The following is a 17,970-nucleotide window of genomic DNA, read 5'->3' on the forward strand; positions in this document are numbered from 1 at the left end:
CATGGCCGAAAACGAAACTTCCCAGGAAAAAACGGAACAACCGACCCCCAAACGCCTGCGGGATGCGCAGGACAAGGGGCAGGTGGCCAGTTCCAAGGAACTCAACACCACGCTGGTGCTGCTGGCCGGCTCGGGCACGCTGCTTGTGCTGGGCGGCGACATGCTCAACCGGATTCAGGAACTGATCCGGCGCAGCTTCATGGTGGATCGGGAACGTATTTTTGATCCCGCCTTCATGCTCACTGCCCTTGAGCACCGGATCGCCGAGGCCCTGCTGGTGCTGGCACCGATGATGCTCATCCTCGTGGTGGCCGCGATCACGGGCCCGGTGGTGATGGGCGGTGGGCGTTTCAGACCACAGGGCATGGCGCCCAAGCCGGACAAGCTCAGCCCCATCAAGGGGATCAAGCGGATCTTCGGCCCCCAGGGCGCCATGGAACTGGGCAAGACCCTGGCCAAGTTTTCGCTGATCACCACGGTGGCCTCGTTCCTGTTGTGGAACCTCTCCGGACGCATCGTCGGCCTGGGCGCCCAGGACATGGTGCCCGGGGTCGTGCATGCCGGCTACCTGATCGCCTGGACCTTCGTGGCGTTGAGTGTGTCACTGATCCTGGTGGCCATGATCGATGTGCCGTTTCAGATCTGGAATCACCAGCGCCAGTTGCGCATGACCAAGCAGGAAGTCAAGGACGAGTTCAAGGAGACGGAAGGCAAGCCGGAAGTGAAGAGCAAGATCCGCCAGACCCAGCACGAGATCTCCCAGCGGCGCATGATGGGGGAGGTGCCCAAGGCGGATGTGGTGGTGACCAACCCCACCCACTTTGCGGTGGCCTTGAAGTATGACCAGTCAAAGATGGGTGCCCCGCGGGTCGTGGCCAAGGGGGCGGACGAGGTGGCGGCCGAGATCCGCCAGCTGGCCCGGGTGCATCAGGTGCCTTTGTTCTCCGCCCCGCCGCTGGCGCGGGCGCTGTTCTTCAGCACTCGCCTGGATCAGGAGATTCCGGCAGGCCTTTATGTGGCCGTGGCCCAGGTGCTGGCCTATGTCTATCAATTGCGCCATGCCCATCGCCAGGGGGCCGACGAGCCCACCCCACCTGATGATCTGCCCGTGCCCAGTGAATTTCTCAAGCGTGATCCCACCCGTGGGGAGGAACAGTAGATGAGTGCCCTGATGGAAGCCCTGCGCAGTATCCAGCGGTCGGGCCTGGGCGCACCCCTGCTGCTCATGGCGCTGCTGACCATGATGGTGATCCCGCTGCCGCCGTTGGCGCTGGATTTGCTGTTCACCTTCAATATCGCCCTGTCACTGGTGGTGATCCTGGTGGCCGTGTACACGCCCAGGCCGCTGGAATTTGCGGTTTTTCCCACCGTGCTGCTGGTGGCGACCCTGCTGCGCCTGGCCCTGAACGTGGCGTCGACCCGGGTGATCCTGCTGGAGGGGCATACCGGTACCGATGCCGCTGGCAACGTGATCGGCGCCTTCGGTGACTTCGTGGTCGGCGGCAATTACGCGGTGGGTCTGGTGGTCTTTGCCATCCTGGTGATCATCAACTTCGTGGTGGTGACCAAGGGCGCGGGGCGCGTCTCGGAGGTGAGCGCCCGCTTCACACTGGATGCCATGCCGGGCAAGCAGATGGCCATCGATGCCGATCTCAATTCCGGGCTCATCTCCCAGGATGAGGCTCGTCGGCGGCGTGACGAGGTGTCTCAGGAAGCAGATTTCTATGGTTCCATGGATGGTGCCAGCAAGTTCGTGCGGGGCGATGCCATCGCCGGCATCCTGATCCTGTTCATCAATATCATCGGGGGGCTGGTGATTGGCACCCTGCAGCATGGGATGAGCGTGGGTGATGCTGCCACCAACTACATCCTGCTCACCATCGGTGATGGTCTGGTGGCGCAGATTCCGTCACTGCTGCTGTCCTCCGCCACGGCGATCATCGTCACCCGTGTATCCACCTCCCAGGACATGGGTCAGCAGGTGCTCAGCCAGTTGTTCGGTGCCCCCCGGGCCCTGTTCGTCGCGGCAGGCATCGTGGGCGCCCTGGGGATGGTCCCTGGCATGCCCAACATGGTTTTCCTGAGCCTGGCCACGCTGATGGCCACCAGCGGCTACTTCATGATGCAGCGGCGCAAGGCGCTGGAGGTGGCCGAAGCGGAGGAAATGGAGGCGGACGCTCCGCCTCCAAGCCCGGAGATGAAGGAGCTCACCTGGGATGACGTACCACCTGTGGATCTGGTCGGGCTGGAGGTGGGCTATCGCCTCATTCCCCTGGTGGATCGCTCCCAGGGAGGGCAGCTCATGGGCCGCATCAAGGGTGTGCGGCGCAAGCTGTCCCAGGAACTGGGGTTCCTCATCCAGCCGGTGCACATCCGCGACAACCTGGACCTGGGCCCCAATCACTATCGCATCACCCTGATGGGGGTGACGGTGGGTGAGGGGGAGGTGTTCACCGACCGGGAGATGGCCATCAATCCAGGGCAGGTCTTCGGCGAGGTCAAGGGCACACCCACCAAGGATCCCACCTTTGGTCTGGATGCCCTTTGGATCGATCCGGCTCAGCGGGAGGAGGCCCAGGGCCTGGGGTACACCGTGGTGGACGCCGGCACGGTGGTGGCGACCCATCTGTCGCAGATTCTCCGGGATCATGCGCATGAGCTGCTGGGTCATGAGGAGGTGCAGCACCTGCTGGATACCCTGGGCAAGCATTCACCCAAGCTGGTGGAGAATCTGGTGCCCAAGACCCTGAACCTGGGCGTGGTGCTCAAGGTGATGCAGAACCTGCTGGCGGAACAGATCCCCATTCGCGACATGCGCACCATCGCCGAAACCTTGGCGGAGCATGGGCCGCGCAGTCAGGATCCCGACGTTCTGACGGCGGCGGTGCGGGTGTCTCTGTCCCGATCCATCGTGCAGAACATCATCGGAACGGCCACGGAATTGCCTTTGCTGGCCATTGACCCTTCGTTGGAACAGATTTTGCAAAAGTCTTCACAAGGGGCCTCGGGAGCGGGGTTGGGCATCGAGCCGGGGCTGGCCGAACGCCTGCAACGCTCCATCGCCGAGGCCTCCCAACGCCAGGAAATGTCCGGAGAACCCTCCGTCCTGGTGGTCTCGCCCGATATCCGGCCCTGGATGGCCCGCTGGTTACGCAGTGCTGTAAGGGGGTTGAACGTGCTGGCCTACACCGAAATACCGGATAACAAGCAGATCCGTGTGGTGGCCACCGTGGGACGGGAAGAGACCTGACAGGTGAAATACAGGCCGGCCTGGGCAATGTGCCGGGGTCGGGGCGAAACGGATAACGGGTATCGACATGAAGATTAAACGCTATTTTGCACCCGACATGCGCCAGGCGATTCGTCAGGTGCGTGACAGCCAGGGTCCGGATGCGGTGATCCTCTCAAGTCGCAGCGTGGACGGAGGGATCGAGCTGATCGCCGCCATCGATTACGACGAGGACCTGGTAACGGAAATGGCGGATCAGGCGGACCATGGAGATGCGCCGCGTGCTAACCGCGCATCTGACTCCCCGCCGCAGGAGGACGGGCTCGAGGATGATCTGCTATCGCTGGGTGTGGATGCGAAGTCAAAAGGCCAGGAGCGGATGCCATTACGTCGCGGGGCAGGGGATTCCTGGGCGCGCCTGCCTCAGGAAGCCACCCCATCCAGAGTGACTCAAAGGGACGCCTCCGGGAACGCGAGTGCGTCGTCGGAGGATGACCCCCTGAGCGCGATGATGACCCCCCTGATGGAGCCACCGGCCAGGCAGAAGCAAACCCCCTCACGCAAGAAGCCCGAGACAGGGCAGGTCAGGGCCAGGGCAGCCACCCAGAGTGACCCCGAGGATGCTGCCTTCAAGGCCATGCGCAAGGAAATTCAGGGACTGCGTGGGTTGTTGCAGGAGCAGCTCTCGGTATTGATGGATCAGGAGTTTGCCCGTTCCGAGCCCTGGCGTGCGGCCATTGCCCAGCGCCTGGCCTCCATGGGGGTGGACCACGAAGTGGCCAGGACAGTGGCCAGTGCCGTGGAACTGGACAAGACTCCGGCTGCCGGCCGGTTCGAGCCGGTGGAAGGGTGGTCCGAGGCCCTGCGCCAGTTGGCGGGCTTGCTGCCCATCGCGGACGATGACCTGCTGGACCACAATGGTATCATCGCCTTTGTGGGCCCCAGTGGCGTGGGTAAAACCACAACGCTGGCCAAACTGGCGGCGCTGGCCAGCCTGCGGCACGGGCAGGAATCCATCGCCATCATCACCACCGATGTCTATCGCCTGGGCGCTCATCGTCAGTTGCAGACCATCGGTCAGTTACTTGGGGTCACCGTCCATCTGGCGCAGACAGAGCAGCAACTCAAGGATATGCTTAGGCGGGTGAAGTCCAAAAGGCTTGTGCTGATCGATACCACCGGAACCAATCAGCGTGACAAGGGCATGCTCGATGAGCTGGCTCAGGTCACCTCGGCATCTGCCGCCCGCGTGATGCTGGTGATGGCCGCCAATGTGCAAAAGGGCGTGGTGGATGAGACCCTGAGCGGGTTCAGTCATTTGCAACCCCAGGGTTGCATCCTGACCAAGGTGGATGAAGCCGCCAGCCTGGGTGAGGTGCTGTCTGCTCTGATCTCATCCAGGCTGCCGCTCAATTTCATCAGCGCAGGCCAGAGGATCCCCGAGGACCTGCTGGCCGCCAGTGCCCCGCGGTTGGTTCAGATGGCGGCGGCGGCGCTTGAAGCCCCGGGGAGATTTTCCGAGCAACGACCTCGTTCCAGGTTCCGGGCGCAGACCGCGCCTGTGACCTCGCGTCCTGACAGTGTCAACGATCTCAGCACCAGGTTTACTCATGCCTTCACCCAGTGAGAATCAAAGCAGCGCATCGGGGCGCCGGGACAAGCCCCGGCCGGTTCGGGTGATTGCCGTTTCCAGCGGCAAGGGGGGGGTGGGCAAGACCAATGTGTCAGTCAACCTGTGTGCCGCGATGGCGCGGACGGGCAAGCACGTCATGCTCATGGACGCTGACCTGGGTCTGGCGAACGTGGATCTTCTCCTGGGGCTGCAACCCAAGAGGAATCTGTCCCATGTGCTGGAAGGGCAGTGCAGCCTGGATGAGGTGGTGGTGGAGGGCCCCAACGGGATGCTGATTGTCCCGGCGGCCTCTGGCATCGCCGATATGGCGGACCTGGGGCACGCCCAGCATGTGGGCATCATTCGCGCCTTCAGCGAACTCACTCACCCCCTGGACGTGTTGGTGGTGGACACTGCGGCAGGTCTGCATGACAGCGTGACCAGTTTCTGCCGGGCGGCCCATGAGGTGTTGGTGGTGGTCTGTGACGAACCAGCCTCCATCACGGATGCCTATGCACTGATCAAGGTCCTGTATCGGGACCACGGCGTCATGCGGTTCCGCATTCTGGCCAACATGGTGCGCAACGAGCAGGAAGACGAGGGGCGGAGCCTGTTCCGCAAGCTGGTCGCCGTGTGTGACCGTTTTCTTGACGACGTCACGCTCGACTATGTGGGGTCGATTCCCTACGACGACTATCTTCGCAAGGCCGTGCAGCGTCGTCAGTCCGTGGTGGAGGCCTTTCCCTCTTCGCCGGCGGCCCGGTCCTTTGCGGCCTTGCCCTCGCGTATAGAACAATGGCCCATGCCCCGAGGGGCCCGGGGCGGCATCGAATTTTTTGTGGAACGTCTGATCAATAGCGATCAGAGTGATCTGGAGCCAGCACCATAAGCGGTCTCGCCATGTATGCCAGCCAACAGTTGGATTCCAATACCCTGGTGGATGAGCATGTCGCCCTCGTCAAGCGCATTGCTTACCACCTGCTGGCGCGCCTGCCAGCCAATGTGCAGGTCGATGATCTGATTCAGTCGGGCATCATCGGCCTGCTGGAGGCTGCCCGTCATTACGATCCGTCCCAGGGGGCGAGTTTCGAAACCTATGCGGGTATCCGCATCCGCGGGGCCATGCTGGATGAGGTGCGTCGCAGTGACTGGACGCCCCGTTCCGTGCATCGTCACTCACGGCAGATCAGTGAAGTGATCCGCCAGATCGAGAATCGGGAAGGGCGGGAGGCCTCGGCAGCCGAGATCGCCGAGGCGCTCGGCGTGGATATGACCACCTATCAGGACATGCTCCGTGATGCGGTCTCAAGCCGGGTGCTGGGTTTCGATGATCTGGGGGATGACGATTCCTCGGCAGAAAACCTGCTGACCTCCGATGGGCCGGATCCGCTGATGGATCTGACGCGAACCGATTTCAAGAAGGCGCTGGTGGAGAACATCGGCGAGTTGCCGGAACGGGAAAGACTCGTGCTGTCCCTGTATTATGACGAGGAATTGAACCTGCGGGAGATTGGTCAGGTGCTGGGGGTGAGTGAATCCCGGGTCTGTCAACTCCATGGCCAGGCGCTGATGCGACTCAAGGCGCGCATGGGCGACTGGGTGGGGGATGGGGTTCGGGTCTGAGAGATCCCCGAGGTTGCTGGAGTCTGGAACACGTATCAATTCCGCGCGGCCAGCGCGCGGCTAACGATTTGCGCATCACTGGAGGTTTTTGTGGATAAGAATATGAAGATCCTCATTGTGGATGACTTTTCCACAATGCGGCGCATCATCAAGAACTTGCTGCGGGATCTTGGGTACAACAACACCTCCGAGGCGGATGACGGACATACGGCGTTACCCATGCTGCAAAATGGTAACTTCGATTTTCTGGTCACCGACTGGAACATGCCCATCATGCCCGGCATCGATCTGCTTCGCGCAGTGAGGGCAGACCCCCGCATCAAGGATATGCCCGTGCTGATGGTGACGGCAGAAGCCAAGCGCGAACAGATCGTCGAGGCGGCTCAGGCGGGCGTGAACGGCTACATCGTCAAGCCGTTCACGGCGGAAACCCTGCGGGAAAAGATCGACAGGATCTTCGAACGTCTCGAGCAAAACGGTTGATCATTGCCCATGGATAAGAGTCAAGACAGCGACAAAGAGGCCCTTTTCAGGAAGGAGCAACTGGAGCGGGCCCGGGAACTGGTCCAGATGATGGAGGCCGGCCAGGAAGACAAGGCGGGCCACCTGATCGAGGAACTGGGCCGCATGCACGAGAGCATGCTGTTCCAGGAACTGGGCAAACTCACCCGCGACCTGCACGAGGCGCTCAATAGTTTCCGCCTTGATACACGCCTGTCCGAACTCACTCATCAGGACATCCCTGATGCCAAGGAACGTCTTAACTACGTGGTGGCCATGACGGAGCAGGCTGCCCATCGCACGCTCAACGCGGTGGAGGAGAATCTGCCCGTGGCGGAGTCGCTGGCCACTCGCGCCGGGGAACTGGGTGCGGAGTGGACGCGGTTTCGCCAGCGCGAGATGTCTCTCGAGGAGTTCAGGCAGGTGAGCCAGCAATTGAGCGACTTTCTCGCGGATACGGAGCGGGATGCGGACAAGCTGCGCAAGGGTCTGTCCGAAGTCTTGATGGCCCAGGACTTTCAGGACCTGACCGGTCAGGTGATTCGCCGGGTCATGACCCTGGTTCAGGATCTGGAAGACAACCTGGTGGGGCTGGTGAGGGTATCGGGGCAGCGACTGACCAAACCCGAGACCGACAAGAACGCGGCTGATCCACGCAAGGATGCCGGCCCTGCCAGCGCCGGCACGGGTCCCGCAGTCTCCGGGACCTCCGACAAGGGGGAAGTGGTCAGCGGGCAGGACGATGTGGACGATCTGCTCTCCAGCCTGGGTTTCTGATCGGGTCCAAGGGCCCACCTCCGGGCGTATGCCCATTTCAGAATTCCCTGAGTTGGCCGCCAACCTGGGAGTGAGAAGGGCATCCGCACGACGCGCGAGAACAAGGCATGACTCTGGACACCGACGACGAAATCCTGAACGACTTCCTCATTGAGGCCAGTGAGATCCTGGATGCCCTCGGTGAGCAGTTGGTGCAGTTGGAGCGAACGCCTGACGACAAGGACCTGCTGAACTCCGTCTTCCGGAGTTTCCATACCATCAAGGGGGGCGCCGGGTTCCTCAATCTGGAAAACCTGGTCAAGATCTGTCACCGCGCCGAGGACGTCTTCAACCTGTTGCGCCAGGGTCAGCGTCGTGCCGACAGCAACCTGATGGACATCATCCTTCAGGTGCTGGATGTGCTCAACCGGATGTTCGATGAATTGCGTGCCGGCCAGGAGCCCGAGCCTGCGCCTGATCATCTGTTGGCGGCCCTGGAGCCTCTCACTTACCCCGAGGGAGAAGAACCCGCACACCTGTCACCCCCTCCTGCGGCGGCGCCTGCTGTGCCTGCCGAGCCAGCCCCGGCACCTTCTGCCCCCATGCCACCGGCGGGAACAGCTGACGGGGATATCACTGACGAAGAATTCGAGGCGCTGCTGGATGCCATGCAGGAGGGCAAGGACAATGGACAGCCCGGGGCCGGCGCGGGCGCATCACCCGTGGCATCAGCCGCAGAGACGGCCCAGCAAGGAAGTGATGAGATCACGGATGCAGAATTCGAGCAGTTGCTGGACGAGCTTCAAGGTAAGGGGGCGGCGGCAGGTGGGCCTTCCACTGCGCCAGCGCCCGGCAGCGGCCAGAATGAACTGATCTCCGAGGACGAATTCGAGAATCTGCTGGATCAGTTGCATGGCAAGGGTCAGGCCCCCCAGCCTCAGAAGCCGACCGGCGGCCAGCCCGTCAAGGAAAAATCCCAGGCAGCCCCAGCCCCAGCCCCGTCGCCGGCTGCCAGGCCGGCCTCGGCCGCGGAAGCTGCCCCCCCGGAGGCGGCTGCACCCGCGCAGGCCAAGGCATCACCGGCAGAGACCTCGGTGCGGGTGGATACCAAGCGCCTGGATGACATCATGAACCTGGTGGGTGAACTGGTCCTGGTGCGTAACCGACTGGCCACGCTGCGCTCACGCATGAAGGATGAGCAGGTCTCCAAGGCCGTCACCAACCTGGATGTGGTCACTGCGGATCTGCAGGCCGCAGTCATGAAAACCCGGATGCAGCCCATCAAGAAGGTCTTTGGCCGTTTTCCCAGGGTGGTCCGTGATCTGGCGCGCACCCTCAAGAAAGAGATCAATCTGGAGCTGGAGGGAGAGGATACCGACCTGGACAAGAATCTGGTGGAGGCCCTGGCCGACCCGCTGGTGCACCTGGTGCGCAATGCGGTGGACCATGGTATCGAATCTCCCGAGGAACGCCAGGCGGCGGGCAAGGCGCGGGCCGGCCGGGTGGTGCTCTCCGCCAACCAGGAAGGTGACCATATCCTGCTGACCATCTCCGACGACGGCAAGGGAATGGATCCCGACGTGTTGCGGGCCAAGGCCGTCGAGAAGGGTATGATGGATGAGGACGCGGCCGCCCGGCTGACGGATCATGACGCCTTCAACCTGATCTTCCGGGCCGGTTTTTCCACCAAGACGGAAATCTCCGACGTCTCGGGCCGCGGCGTGGGCATGGATGTGGTCAAGACGCGCATTGCCCAACTCAACGGTCGCGTGGAAATCACCTCGGCGCCGGGGCAGGGCAGCACGCTCAGTATTCGTCTTCCGCTGACCCTGGCCATCATGCCCACGCTGATGGTGGTGCTGGGCAAACAGCGTTTCGCATTGCCGCTGGCCAATGTCAGCGAGATCTTTGATCTGGATCTGTCGCGTACCAACCGGGTGGATGATCAGGAAGTCATCATGGTACGTAACCGTTCCTTGCCGCTTTACTACCTGCGGCGCTGGCTGGTATCCGGCGACGCGCCTGCCGGGGAAGGTGTGGGACATGTGGTGGTGGTGTTTGCCGGCAACCAGCGGGTGGGGTTCGTGGTGGACAGCCTGATTGGTCAGGAAGAGGTGGTGATCAAGCCTTTGGGCAATGTCCTGCACGGGGTACCCGGGCTGGCCGGGGCCACCATTACCGGTGATGGGGGCATCGCCCTGATCCTGGATGTGCCCGGTTTGTTGAAAAGTTATGCCCGGCGCTTGTGAGCGTCGGATTCTTCTGTAGCATCGTGGCCCGTCGGATGGGCTCATGGATAACGGAGGCGGTGAATGGCGGTTCGCGTTCTGGTGGTGGATGATTCCGGGTTCTTCCGGCGTCGCATCGTGGATATCCTGAATGCGGATCCCTCCCTTGAGGTGGTGGGTACGGCCAGCAATGGCCAGGAAGCCATTGATCAGGTGATTGCGCTCAAGCCCGATGTGGTGACCATGGATATCGAAATGCCCGTGATGGACGGGATCACGGCGGTGCGCCGTATCATGGCGCGTCAGCCCACGGCCATCCTCATGTTCTCATCGCTCACCTTCGAGGGGGCCAAGGCCACCCTGGATGCACTGGAAGCGGGTGCCGTCGATTTTCTGCCCAAGCGTTTCGAGGATATCGCCCGGGATCAGCAGGAAGCCCGTGATGTTCTTTGTCGTCGGGTGCGTACCATCGGTCGCCGCGGAGCCGTCAGGTCAGGGCGCGATAACGGCGCACGTGCCACGGCGCCCGCCCCCAAGTCAGCCCCTCCGGCGACGGGACGACCGATCGCTCAGCCCCCCGCGGCAACTGCGCCCCGTGCGTCTCGGGGAAGCGGCGATCGGGCGCCCCCGGTTCTGCGGGATTTCAAGGTGGTGTTGATTGGTACATCAACGGGCGGGCCCCTGGCCTTGCAAAAGGTTCTTGCCGCCCTGCCGGCCCATTTCCCACTCCCTTTGTTGCTGGTCCAGCATATGCCCGCCAGTTTTACGCCGGCCTTCGCACAGCGTCTGGATCAGCTTTGCAATATCCGGGTCAAGGAGGCCGAGGATGGTGACGCGCTGCAGCCTGGCCTTGCCCTGCTGGCTCCCGGGGGGCAACAGATGCAGGTGGAGTGTCGCGGCGGGCAGTCGCGGGTGCGCATCACCGAGAGTGCGGCCGATCAGCATTATCGGCCCTGCGTGGATGTCACCTTCAACTCCGCCGCCGCCTGCTTCCGTGGCGATGCACTGGTCATCGTGATGACGGGTATGGGTGCGGATGGTCGCGAGGGTGCCCGGTTGCTCAAGCGGTGTGGTTCCACTGTCTGGGCGCAGGACGAGGCCACCTGTGTGGTCTATGGCATGCCCGCGGCCATTGCCGAGGCCGGGTTGGCGGATCGGATATTGCCCTTGCCCCAGATCGGCAAGTTGTTGGCGGAGGCCTGTTGATATCATGGATATCCTCAGTCTCATTGGTGTGACTCTGGCTTTGGTGGCGGTGTTCGGCGGCACCATTGCCAAGGGCAGTGGTATTGCGGCGCTGTGGAACGGAGCAGCATTCGTCATCGTGATCCTGGGCACGATTGCGGCGGCCCTGGTGCAGACCCGTCCTGCGGTATTCATGCGCGCCTTTCGCATCCTGCCTTGGGTGTTTGTCCAGCCTCGACTCGAGCCGGAGGCGACGATCGAGAAAATCGTCAATTGGAGCCAGGTGGCACGCAAGGAAGGACTGCTGGGGCTGGAGTCCCTGGCCGAGGAAGAGACGGATGTATTCTCGAAGAAGGGGCTGCAACTGCTGGTGGATGGTACGGAGCCCGACAATATCCGCACCATTCTCGAGGTGGAGATGAGCACCAAGGAGGACTTCGACACCCAGGCCGCCAAGGTGTTCGAGAGCATGGGGATCTATGCGCCCACCATGGGGATTGTGGGTGCGGTGATGGGGCTCATGGCAGTGATGCAGAACCTGGCGGATCCAAGCCGGCTCGGTGCCGGTATTGCCGCGGCCTTCGTTGCTACAATCTATGGTATTGCCTCGGCCAATCTGTTCTTTCTTCCCATGAGTAATAAGCTCAAGACCACGATTCAGAATCAGAGTGCCCATCGCGAAATGATCGTGGAGGGCATCATCTCCATCGCCGAAGGAGAGAATCCCCGTAACATCGAGACCAAACTGCAAGGTTATCTGCAGCGATAGGGCCTTGAAAAAATTGCCTTTATGCCGATATTGACACTATGGCCAAACGCCGCAAAAAACATGAGGATCACGTAAATCACGAGGCATGGGCGATTCCCTACGCGGATCTGCTCGTGCTGTTGCTGGCGTTTTTTGTGGTGATGTATGCCATTTCCTCGGTGAATGAGGGCAAATACCGGGTGTTATCGGAATCCCTCGTCAATGCCTTTGGCACCCCTCCACGGGCCGTGGACCCGATTCAGGTGGGTGAACCCACCCGCGCCCCGCGCCCCGCCATTCTCGAAACCCCACCGTTGACTGCGCCCATCGAAATGCCGGAGATGACCCGCAGCCTGGAGTCCATGCTGGCCGATGTGGATGTGGAGGGCCTTGCCGAGGCCGTGGCCGGGATCAATTTCATGGCGGACGAGATCAGTGAGGCCATGCGCCCCCTGATCGAGGCCGGAATGATCGATGTGGGGCGCGATCGTCTCTGGATCGAGGTTCAGATCAATACCAGCATCCTGTTTGCCAGCGGGAGCGCCAATCTGGCGAGCGAGGCCGTGCCGGTGCTGGAGACCCTGGCGGAGATCCTCAGCCGTTTCCCGGTGCGTGTTCACGTGGAAGGGCATACCGATAACATCCCGATCAGCAGTCCCGTTTACCCCTCCAACTGGGAACTCTCCTCGGGGCGGGCGGCCACGGTGGTGAATCTGCTGGCCCGCAATGGCCTGGATCCGGACCAGATGGCCGCCATCGGTTTTGGTGAGTACCGGCCCATCGCCACCAACGAGACGCCGGAAGGACGGCGGGATAATCGGCGTGTGAATATCGTCATTCTGGCCGGGAAGCGCCCCCGCGCCGAGGATGGGGATCCCCCCGAGATGCTTCGCGAGGATATGGAAATGCTGCTGGATCGCCAACGCGTTGGCCCGGGGGGATCGTGATGGGTACCGTAACCTGGGCTGTGGCCAATCAAAAGGGTGGGGTGGGCAAGACCACCACCACCGTCACCCTGGGTGGGCTACTGGCCCTGCGGGGCCACGATACCCTGCTGGTGGATCTGGATCCCCATGGCTCGCTTACGGCGTATTTTGGCTACGATCCCGAGGGCGCTACCGGGGGCGTCTATAGCCTTTATCAGCGATCCGCCGAACGCAAGCCTCTGGATGCCTTTGCTGCGGTACGCCAGACCCGCTATGAGCACTTGTATGTGATGCCGGCATCCACTGCCCAGGCCACCCTGGACCGGCAGTTGGGCACCCGCGAGGGCATGGGTCTGGTCATCAAGCGCGCCATTGCCAGCATGCAGGATCGTTTCGATTTCGTGCTGCTGGATTGCCCGCCGATGCTGGGTGTATTGATGGTGAATGCCCTGGCGGCCTGTGATCGGTTGCTGATTCCGGTGCAGACGGAGTTTCTTGCCATCCGCGGCCTCGACCGCATGCTCCACACATTGAAGATGGTACAGAAATCCCGCAAGCAACCACTGGAGTACCTGGTGGTGCCTACCTTGTTTGATCGCCGCACGCGGGCCTCCACTCAGGCCCTCTGGGAGTTGCGTGATCAATATCGCGACTGCCTGTGGCCGGGTGTGATCACCGTGGATACCAAGTTTCGTGAAGCCAGCGTAGCCGGCGAGCCCCTGCCCGTGATGATGCCCGAGGCACGGGGCAGTCAGGCCTATGCACGATTGCTGGACTGGTTGCTCAATTCAGCCAACCAGTGCCAGCAGAAGGCGGTGTCATGAAGGATCGTCCACAGAAAACCCTGATAGTGGAAGAACAGCAGGCCCTGACCGCCTATCTGGATGGTCTGCTTCAGGAAATCGCCCTTGACGAGGCAGAACCCGAGCCTGCCGCGGCCAGGGTGGTGCCACGCCCGCGCTTGGTGACGCAGCCGAAACTGGTGTCGGTGCCTCATGTGGCACCACCGGTTCCCGCCGCCACGCTGGCACCGCGGCAAACGACGCCGCCCGACTGGGCCCAGGGCGCCTTTCAGTGCCTGCTGTTCCGGCTGGCTGGACTGCCGCTGTCGGTTCCTCTGATCAAACTGAACGGCATCATGGAGATGCCCGAGAAGATCACGCCCATGCCGGGTCACAGCCCATTGTTCATGGGGTTGGTGAATCGCCATGGACGCAAGGTGAAGGTGGTGGATATCACCCAGCTGGTGATGCCCCGGGACCGGATACCTGAGCGTTCGCCGCCACGCAATCTCATCCTCATCGATGATGCCCGCTGGGGGCTGGCCTGTGACAGGGTTGAAGAAACCCTGACCGTTACCGCGGAGCAGGTACGATGGCGCTCGGCTCAGGGCAAGCGGCCCTGGCTGGCGGGCACGATGATCCAGCATCTGTGTGCCATCCTGGATGTGGACTATCTGGCGTCTTCCCTGGAAGACGGCAACTGGGGTTGAGCACTCAACGCATTCAAAATGACCGACAGGCTGCCGCTTTGATGGGCTCCAACCCGGAGCCGGTGGCTGCAGGTAACGCAAAAAACCGACCGAGGTTCGACTCTCTCATGGCCAAAGAATCCCAATCTGCCTCTGCGACCCATGCCACTCAGTACGTCACGTTCCGGCTGGCGGAGGAAACCTATGCCATCAACGTCATGCAGGTGCAGGAGGTGCTGCGGGTTGCCGAGATTGCACCGGTGCCCGGGGCGCCACACTATGTGCTGGGAATCATCAATCTGCGCGGCAATGTGGTCACAGTGATCGATGCCCGGCGGCGCATGGGGCTGATGGATAAGGAATCGGATGATTCCTCCAGGGTGGTGATCATCGAGGTGACCGGACAGGTGATCGGCATCCTGGTGGACAGTGTGGCGGAGGTGATTGAACTGGCTGAAAAGGATGTGGATCCAGCCCCTAACGTGGGTAATGATGAGAGTTCAAAATACATCCAGGGTGTGGCCAGCCGCGAAGGTGAATTGACTATTGTGGTGGATCTGAACAAACTGCTCACCGACGACGAGTGGGCAGAGGTAGCCAGCCTTTAAAAAGGTACCCGCCAGCATCTGAATCCGAAGGTCCCAATGGCCGTATTCGGTCGTTTCTTCATCTTCAAAGGGGGAAGGTCATCATGGCGGCTGAAACTCCGATTTCCCCGATCCACCCCAGCATTCCGGGTCGCCCGGTCCCGGAAGAGGGTGATGACTACCGGCGTAACCCCAGACGCCGGCCTGAGAGGAAGGAGCCTGAAAACGACACGGATGATGGCAAGGAGAAGCGTAACGACAAGGACAAGAGTATCAAGGACAAGGCTCGGGACACGCCCGGACCGCCCAAGGATCAGGACCCCGATCACATCGACGAGTACGCATGACCCTGACGATAGCCATTGGCGGCGCATTATTACTGTTATTGGCCCTGGCCCTCTCTGCGGCCAGCTTGGTGGCGTGCGCCCGACAGTCCCGAAACATGAAGGAACTGGAATCACGCCTGCAGAGTCAGGAGCGCGCGTTGGGTGCTCTGCGCGGTGCCCTGAGCGCCCTGCATGTGGAGGATCAGCACGCCGAGGAATATCGCGCGCGGATCGAGCGTCAGATCGCGCGGCTGGCAGAACAGCAGGAAGACATGTTGTTGAGGGTGCCGGATGAGGGGGCCTATCAGCATGCCCTGAGGCTGGTGCGACAGGGGGCCGGCCGCGAGGCGCTGGTGGATCAGTGTGGCCTGTCGCTGGGCGAGGCTGAACTCTTGCTGGCCATGCACCGGGATCAGTCGCCCTCCTGAGATTGTCGGTCCCGTCTCGGCGTGACGGCCACAACACCCTCTTCCTTGTCCGACGCCTGCCCAGGCCGAACGTCACCGGGCCGGCGACCGCTGAGCATGTAGACGAAGGCCAGCACCTCCGCCACCGCCACGTAAAGGTTTTCCGGTATCTCATCCCCCAGAGGGATCTGGGCCAGTGCCGAGGTCAGGGCAGCGTCTTCATGGACGGGAACCCCATGTTCATCGGCCAGTTCCAGGATCTGCCGGGCAATATCCCCGCCCCCCTTGGCGGTCAGCCGCGGTGCCCCCTTACCAGTGTATTTCAGGGCAATGGCCTGGCGTGACTCGGGCCTGGAATGCTTGCCGCTCATGCGTGGCCGTCCACGATGGGACCGCGCGCCGGAGAGGCCACGGGGGAGGGTGGGTCCTTGGGCGGCTCTCCTTCACGGCAACTGATGTTCAGAACCTGCAGATCCCGTGACTCCAGGTTTTCACGCAACTGGGGCAGGGCGTTCTGGATAGTCTCCCGGGAAGTGTCGGAATCCGTCCAGAACTGGGTGCTGACGTGGTCCCCGCGCACCACCACGCGGATGGTGAGCGGACCAAGCTCAGGGAGATGCAGGGCCAGGTCGGCACGCCAGGAACGTTCGTTGTCCTCCTTATTCTGCCGAGCGTCACGATCCAGCCGCAGGTGCACCAGGTCCGTGTTCTGCCCGTTGCGCAGCGCCAGTTCCATCAGCCATCGGGGGGTTGCTTCGTCCGGGCTGTCGGCACTGGATAACTGATGCATGACCATGCGGGCCAGCGAGCGCTCCACCTGCTGGCGCAGCATGTCCAGCAGTGGTTCACGCATCAGGTTTGCCAGTTGCGCCGGTGCGGCGCGGGCCTGGGCCACGGGGGTGCTGTCCCTCAGTGGGGGAGGCGTGCTTCCCAAGGCGGCCCGTCCTTCCCGGCGTGGCACGGGGGTGGAGCGTATTTGCTCTGCCAGGGATAGCAGGCGGGCCTTGAGATCCTGATGGATGATGCCCCGGGGATCCGTGCGCGTGGCGGCAGCACCGGCCAGGCGTGCCTCCAGGAACAGGCCCGAGTCACGCATGACCTGCTTGAGGCCTTCGCCGGTCATGGCCCGCTCACGGTTGGGGATGGCCTGCCAAAGGGCCTCCAGCGCCTGTCTTACCGCCGCTGGGAGCTGTTGGGCGGCTGGGCTTCCTGTCAGATTGAGTTGTTGCAGCGAGGCCATGAGAGGGGTCTGGCTGCCCTGCTGTGGGGCCCACTGGCGGAGCAGGGGAGGGAGCGTGCTGTTCATGCTCGTGCCGGCCCCCCGGGGGGCTTCGCGCATCAGGGTGAGCTCCAGCTGGGGCTTGACGCTGGCCACCTGCAGCCGCAGGCTATCGCCGGCCTGCACATTGGCGGGCAGGCGTGCCTCGACCGTCTGCCCGCCCAGCCTCAGTTGCACCGGCTGACCCGCCGTGGCGGCCTGCCCGATCACACGGGCCTGAAGCACCTGCCCCACCTGCAGCGGGCGCTGGCTCACGGCGCCGGAGTCGGCAAGCTGGACCCTTGGCAGGTTGGTGGGGATGTCGATCATTGAATCGGATGGATCTGGCCTGGTATGGAATCCCGGGATGGGGACGTGGTCAATGAAAGGCAGATGATGTGTCCCCAGTGGTGGGGACTTGTTCTCATGTCCGGGGCGATGAAGTCAACACCCCGTGGCCGGAGAGGGTGACCCCAGGATGGTTTCATCCCCGGCGTTCACTGAAGATTAAACGGCAAAGAAGATCGACCTATGAGATGGTTTCAGCGCGTATTTCAGTCGGAATCCGAACAGGGTGGCAGCAGCTCCAGGGTGGGTGTGCTGTTCGTGTGCCTGGGCAATATCTGCCGCTCACCGACGGCTCAGGGGGTATTTGAGCATCTGCTGGCAGAGCAGGGCTTGACAGACCGGATTCACGTGGACTCGGCGGGTACCCATGCCTATCACGTGGGAAAGCCGCCGGATGATCGGGCCCTCAAGGCGGCCATGAACCGTGGGGTTGATCTGAGTCGACAGCGGGCCCGCCGGTTGGAGGTGGGGGATCTGCAGCGTTTTCATTACGTGCTGGCCATGGACCGGGATAACCTCGCCAACATCCGTACGCTGATGAAGTCGACCCCGATGGGCCAGGTGGGACTGATGATGGAGCATTCGCGGGCCTGGTCGGAGAAAGAGGTGCCCGATCCCTACTATGGGGGCACCAACGGCTTTGAACGCGTGCTGGATATGGTGGAGGATGCGTCGCGGGGTCTGCTTGAGCAGATCCGCCGCGAGCATGGTTTCTAAGGTCGGAGATGTGTCTGTGCAGATGGGATGGGCCGTCAAGGCCCATCC

The 17,970-nt window shown here is 62.3% G+C and carries 19 protein-coding genes; 17 read left to right on the forward strand and 2 right to left on the reverse strand.

What is annotated here, in order from left to right:
• Position 1 precedes the first annotated feature (1 nt).
• The 16 genes from flhB (at position 2) to ECTOBSL9_RS11485 (ending at position 15,620) form a co-directional block, all read left to right on the forward strand.
• Entirely contained in the window at positions 2 to 1,159 is a 1,158-nt protein-coding gene (gene flhB / locus ECTOBSL9_RS11410; RefSeq protein WP_063465156.1) for a flagellar biosynthesis protein FlhB, read from the forward strand.
• Positions 1,160 to 1,171: 12 nt separating this feature from the next.
• On the forward strand, positions 1,172 to 3,250 hold the full coding sequence (gene flhA / locus ECTOBSL9_RS11415) for a flagellar biosynthesis protein FlhA (protein ID WP_371259024.1): 2,079 nt from the start codon (positions 1,172 to 1,174) through the stop codon (positions 3,248 to 3,250).
• A 67-nt stretch (positions 3,251 to 3,317) separates the two neighbouring features.
• On the forward strand, positions 3,318 to 4,856 hold the full coding sequence (gene flhF, locus ECTOBSL9_RS11420; RefSeq protein WP_063465158.1) for a flagellar biosynthesis protein FlhF: 1,539 nt from the start codon (positions 3,318 to 3,320) through the stop codon (positions 4,854 to 4,856).
• On the forward strand, positions 4,840 to 5,730 hold the full coding sequence (locus ECTOBSL9_RS11425; protein ID WP_063465159.1) for a MinD/ParA family protein: 891 nt from the start codon (positions 4,840 to 4,842) through the stop codon (positions 5,728 to 5,730). Before flhF ends, ECTOBSL9_RS11425 begins: the two co-directional genes overlap by 17 nt.
• An 11-nt stretch (positions 5,731 to 5,741) precedes the next feature.
• Positions 5,742 to 6,464, forward strand: a complete 723-nt coding sequence (locus ECTOBSL9_RS11430; protein ID WP_063465160.1) for an RNA polymerase sigma factor FliA — start codon at positions 5,742 to 5,744, stop codon at positions 6,462 to 6,464.
• Positions 6,465 to 6,566: 102 nt separating this feature from the next.
• Entirely contained in the window at positions 6,567 to 6,947 is a 381-nt protein-coding gene (locus ECTOBSL9_RS11435; RefSeq protein ID WP_063465161.1) for a chemotaxis response regulator CheY, read from the forward strand.
• Positions 6,948 to 6,956: 9 nt separating this feature from the next.
• Positions 6,957 to 7,742, forward strand: coding sequence for a protein phosphatase CheZ (locus tag ECTOBSL9_RS11440; protein ID WP_063465162.1), 786 nt, complete (start codon positions 6,957 to 6,959; stop codon positions 7,740 to 7,742).
• Positions 7,743 to 7,849: 107 nt separating this feature from the next.
• Positions 7,850 to 9,970: a chemotaxis protein CheA gene (locus ECTOBSL9_RS11445; protein ID WP_063465163.1), complete on the forward strand. Its 2,121-nt coding sequence runs from the start codon at positions 7,850 to 7,852 to the stop codon at positions 9,968 to 9,970.
• A 63-nt stretch (positions 9,971 to 10,033) separates the two neighbouring features.
• Entirely contained in the window at positions 10,034 to 11,155 is a 1,122-nt protein-coding gene (locus ECTOBSL9_RS11450; RefSeq protein ID WP_063465164.1) for a chemotaxis response regulator protein-glutamate methylesterase, read from the forward strand.
• Between the two features lie 4 nt (positions 11,156 to 11,159).
• Positions 11,160 to 11,903 carry a flagellar motor protein gene (locus tag ECTOBSL9_RS11455; protein WP_063465165.1) on the forward strand — a complete coding sequence of 248 codons (744 nt, stop codon included), beginning with the start codon at positions 11,160 to 11,162 and terminating at the stop codon, positions 11,901 to 11,903.
• Between the two features lie 38 nt (positions 11,904 to 11,941).
• A complete protein-coding gene (gene motD / locus ECTOBSL9_RS11460) occupies positions 11,942 to 12,829 on the forward strand; it encodes a flagellar motor protein MotD (protein ID WP_063465166.1) in 888 nt (295 codons plus the stop codon).
• Entirely contained in the window at positions 12,829 to 13,632 is an 804-nt protein-coding gene (locus tag ECTOBSL9_RS11465; protein ID WP_063465167.1) for a ParA family protein, read from the forward strand. Before motD ends, ECTOBSL9_RS11465 begins: the two co-directional genes overlap by 1 nt.
• The gene (locus tag ECTOBSL9_RS11470) at positions 13,629 to 14,300 is read left to right on the forward strand and encodes a chemotaxis protein CheW (RefSeq protein ID WP_063465168.1); all 672 of its coding nucleotides are present in this window, start codon (positions 13,629 to 13,631) and stop codon (positions 14,298 to 14,300) included. The genes ECTOBSL9_RS11465 and ECTOBSL9_RS11470 overlap by 4 nt, the downstream gene beginning before the upstream one ends.
• A gap of 107 nt (positions 14,301 to 14,407) precedes the next feature.
• Positions 14,408 to 14,887: a chemotaxis protein CheW gene (locus ECTOBSL9_RS11475; protein ID WP_025281242.1), complete on the forward strand. Its 480-nt coding sequence runs from the start codon at positions 14,408 to 14,410 to the stop codon at positions 14,885 to 14,887.
• A gap of 83 nt (positions 14,888 to 14,970) precedes the next feature.
• Positions 14,971 to 15,213 (forward strand): hypothetical protein, encoded by a 243-nt coding sequence (locus tag ECTOBSL9_RS11480; protein ID WP_063465169.1) that lies wholly within the window; start codon positions 14,971 to 14,973, stop codon positions 15,211 to 15,213.
• The gene (locus ECTOBSL9_RS11485; protein WP_063465170.1) at positions 15,210 to 15,620 is read left to right on the forward strand and encodes a DUF2802 domain-containing protein; all 411 of its coding nucleotides are present in this window, start codon (positions 15,210 to 15,212) and stop codon (positions 15,618 to 15,620) included. Before ECTOBSL9_RS11480 ends, ECTOBSL9_RS11485 begins: the two co-directional genes overlap by 4 nt.
• Here the strand turns inward: ECTOBSL9_RS11485 and ECTOBSL9_RS11490 are convergent.
• Positions 15,605 to 15,970 carry an EscU/YscU/HrcU family type III secretion system export apparatus switch protein gene (locus tag ECTOBSL9_RS11490; RefSeq protein ID WP_082829890.1) on the reverse strand — a complete coding sequence of 122 codons (366 nt, stop codon included), beginning with the start codon at positions 15,968 to 15,970 and terminating at the stop codon, positions 15,605 to 15,607. The two genes, ECTOBSL9_RS11485 and ECTOBSL9_RS11490, sit on opposite strands and share 16 nt — an antisense overlap.
• On the reverse strand, positions 15,967 to 17,187 hold the full coding sequence (locus ECTOBSL9_RS11495; RefSeq protein ID WP_063465171.1) for a flagellar hook-length control protein FliK: 1,221 nt from the start codon (positions 17,185 to 17,187) through the stop codon (positions 15,967 to 15,969). Before ECTOBSL9_RS11495 ends, ECTOBSL9_RS11490 begins: the two co-directional genes overlap by 4 nt.
• Before the next feature lie 201 nt (positions 17,188 to 17,388).
• Here ECTOBSL9_RS11495 and ECTOBSL9_RS11500 point away from each other — a divergent pair, with 201 nt between their 5' ends.
• Entirely contained in the window at positions 17,389 to 17,922 is a 534-nt protein-coding gene (locus tag ECTOBSL9_RS11500; RefSeq protein ID WP_063465172.1) for a low molecular weight protein-tyrosine-phosphatase, read from the forward strand.
• Positions 17,923 to 17,970 lie beyond the last annotated feature (48 nt).

Origin of the sequence: Ectothiorhodospira sp. BSL-9 (assembly GCF_001632845.1) — a bacterium.
GTDB lineage: Bacteria > Pseudomonadota > Gammaproteobacteria > Ectothiorhodospirales > Ectothiorhodospiraceae > Ectothiorhodospira.

What these genes read in the sequence shown, in the direction of transcription:
- flhB (WP_063465156.1), top strand. Translation starts at nt 2, where the DNA reads ATGGCCGAAAACGAAACTTCCCAGGAAAAAACGGAACAACCGACCCCC.
- flhA (WP_371259024.1), top strand. Translation starts at nt 1,172, where the DNA reads ATGGAAGCCCTGCGCAGTATCCAGCGGTCGGGCCTGGGCGCACCCCTG.
- flhF (WP_063465158.1), top strand. Translation starts at nt 3,318, where the DNA reads ATGAAGATTAAACGCTATTTTGCACCCGACATGCGCCAGGCGATTCGT.
- ECTOBSL9_RS11425 (WP_063465159.1), top strand. Translation starts at nt 4,840, where the DNA reads ATGCCTTCACCCAGTGAGAATCAAAGCAGCGCATCGGGGCGCCGGGAC.
- ECTOBSL9_RS11430 (WP_063465160.1), top strand. Translation starts at nt 5,742, where the DNA reads ATGTATGCCAGCCAACAGTTGGATTCCAATACCCTGGTGGATGAGCAT.
- ECTOBSL9_RS11435 (WP_063465161.1), top strand. Translation starts at nt 6,567, where the DNA reads ATGAAGATCCTCATTGTGGATGACTTTTCCACAATGCGGCGCATCATC.
- ECTOBSL9_RS11440 (WP_063465162.1), top strand. Translation starts at nt 6,957, where the DNA reads ATGGATAAGAGTCAAGACAGCGACAAAGAGGCCCTTTTCAGGAAGGAG.
- ECTOBSL9_RS11445 (WP_063465163.1), top strand. Translation starts at nt 7,850, where the DNA reads ATGACTCTGGACACCGACGACGAAATCCTGAACGACTTCCTCATTGAG.
- ECTOBSL9_RS11450 (WP_063465164.1), top strand. Translation starts at nt 10,034, where the DNA reads ATGGCGGTTCGCGTTCTGGTGGTGGATGATTCCGGGTTCTTCCGGCGT.
- ECTOBSL9_RS11455 (WP_063465165.1), top strand. Translation starts at nt 11,160, where the DNA reads ATGGATATCCTCAGTCTCATTGGTGTGACTCTGGCTTTGGTGGCGGTG.
- motD (WP_063465166.1), top strand. Translation starts at nt 11,942, where the DNA reads ATGGCCAAACGCCGCAAAAAACATGAGGATCACGTAAATCACGAGGCA.
- ECTOBSL9_RS11465 (WP_063465167.1), top strand. Translation starts at nt 12,829, where the DNA reads ATGGGTACCGTAACCTGGGCTGTGGCCAATCAAAAGGGTGGGGTGGGC.
- ECTOBSL9_RS11470 (WP_063465168.1), top strand. Translation starts at nt 13,629, where the DNA reads ATGAAGGATCGTCCACAGAAAACCCTGATAGTGGAAGAACAGCAGGCC.
- ECTOBSL9_RS11475 (WP_025281242.1), top strand. Translation starts at nt 14,408, where the DNA reads ATGGCCAAAGAATCCCAATCTGCCTCTGCGACCCATGCCACTCAGTAC.
- ECTOBSL9_RS11480 (WP_063465169.1), top strand. Translation starts at nt 14,971, where the DNA reads ATGGCGGCTGAAACTCCGATTTCCCCGATCCACCCCAGCATTCCGGGT.
- ECTOBSL9_RS11485 (WP_063465170.1), top strand. Translation starts at nt 15,210, where the DNA reads ATGACCCTGACGATAGCCATTGGCGGCGCATTATTACTGTTATTGGCC.
- ECTOBSL9_RS11490 (WP_082829890.1), bottom strand. Translation starts at nt 15,970, where the DNA reads ATGAGCGGCAAGCATTCCAGGCCCGAGTCACGCCAGGCCATTGCCCTG.
- ECTOBSL9_RS11495 (WP_063465171.1), bottom strand. Translation starts at nt 17,187, where the DNA reads ATGATCGACATCCCCACCAACCTGCCAAGGGTCCAGCTTGCCGACTCC.
- ECTOBSL9_RS11500 (WP_063465172.1), top strand. Translation starts at nt 17,389, where the DNA reads ATGAGATGGTTTCAGCGCGTATTTCAGTCGGAATCCGAACAGGGTGGC.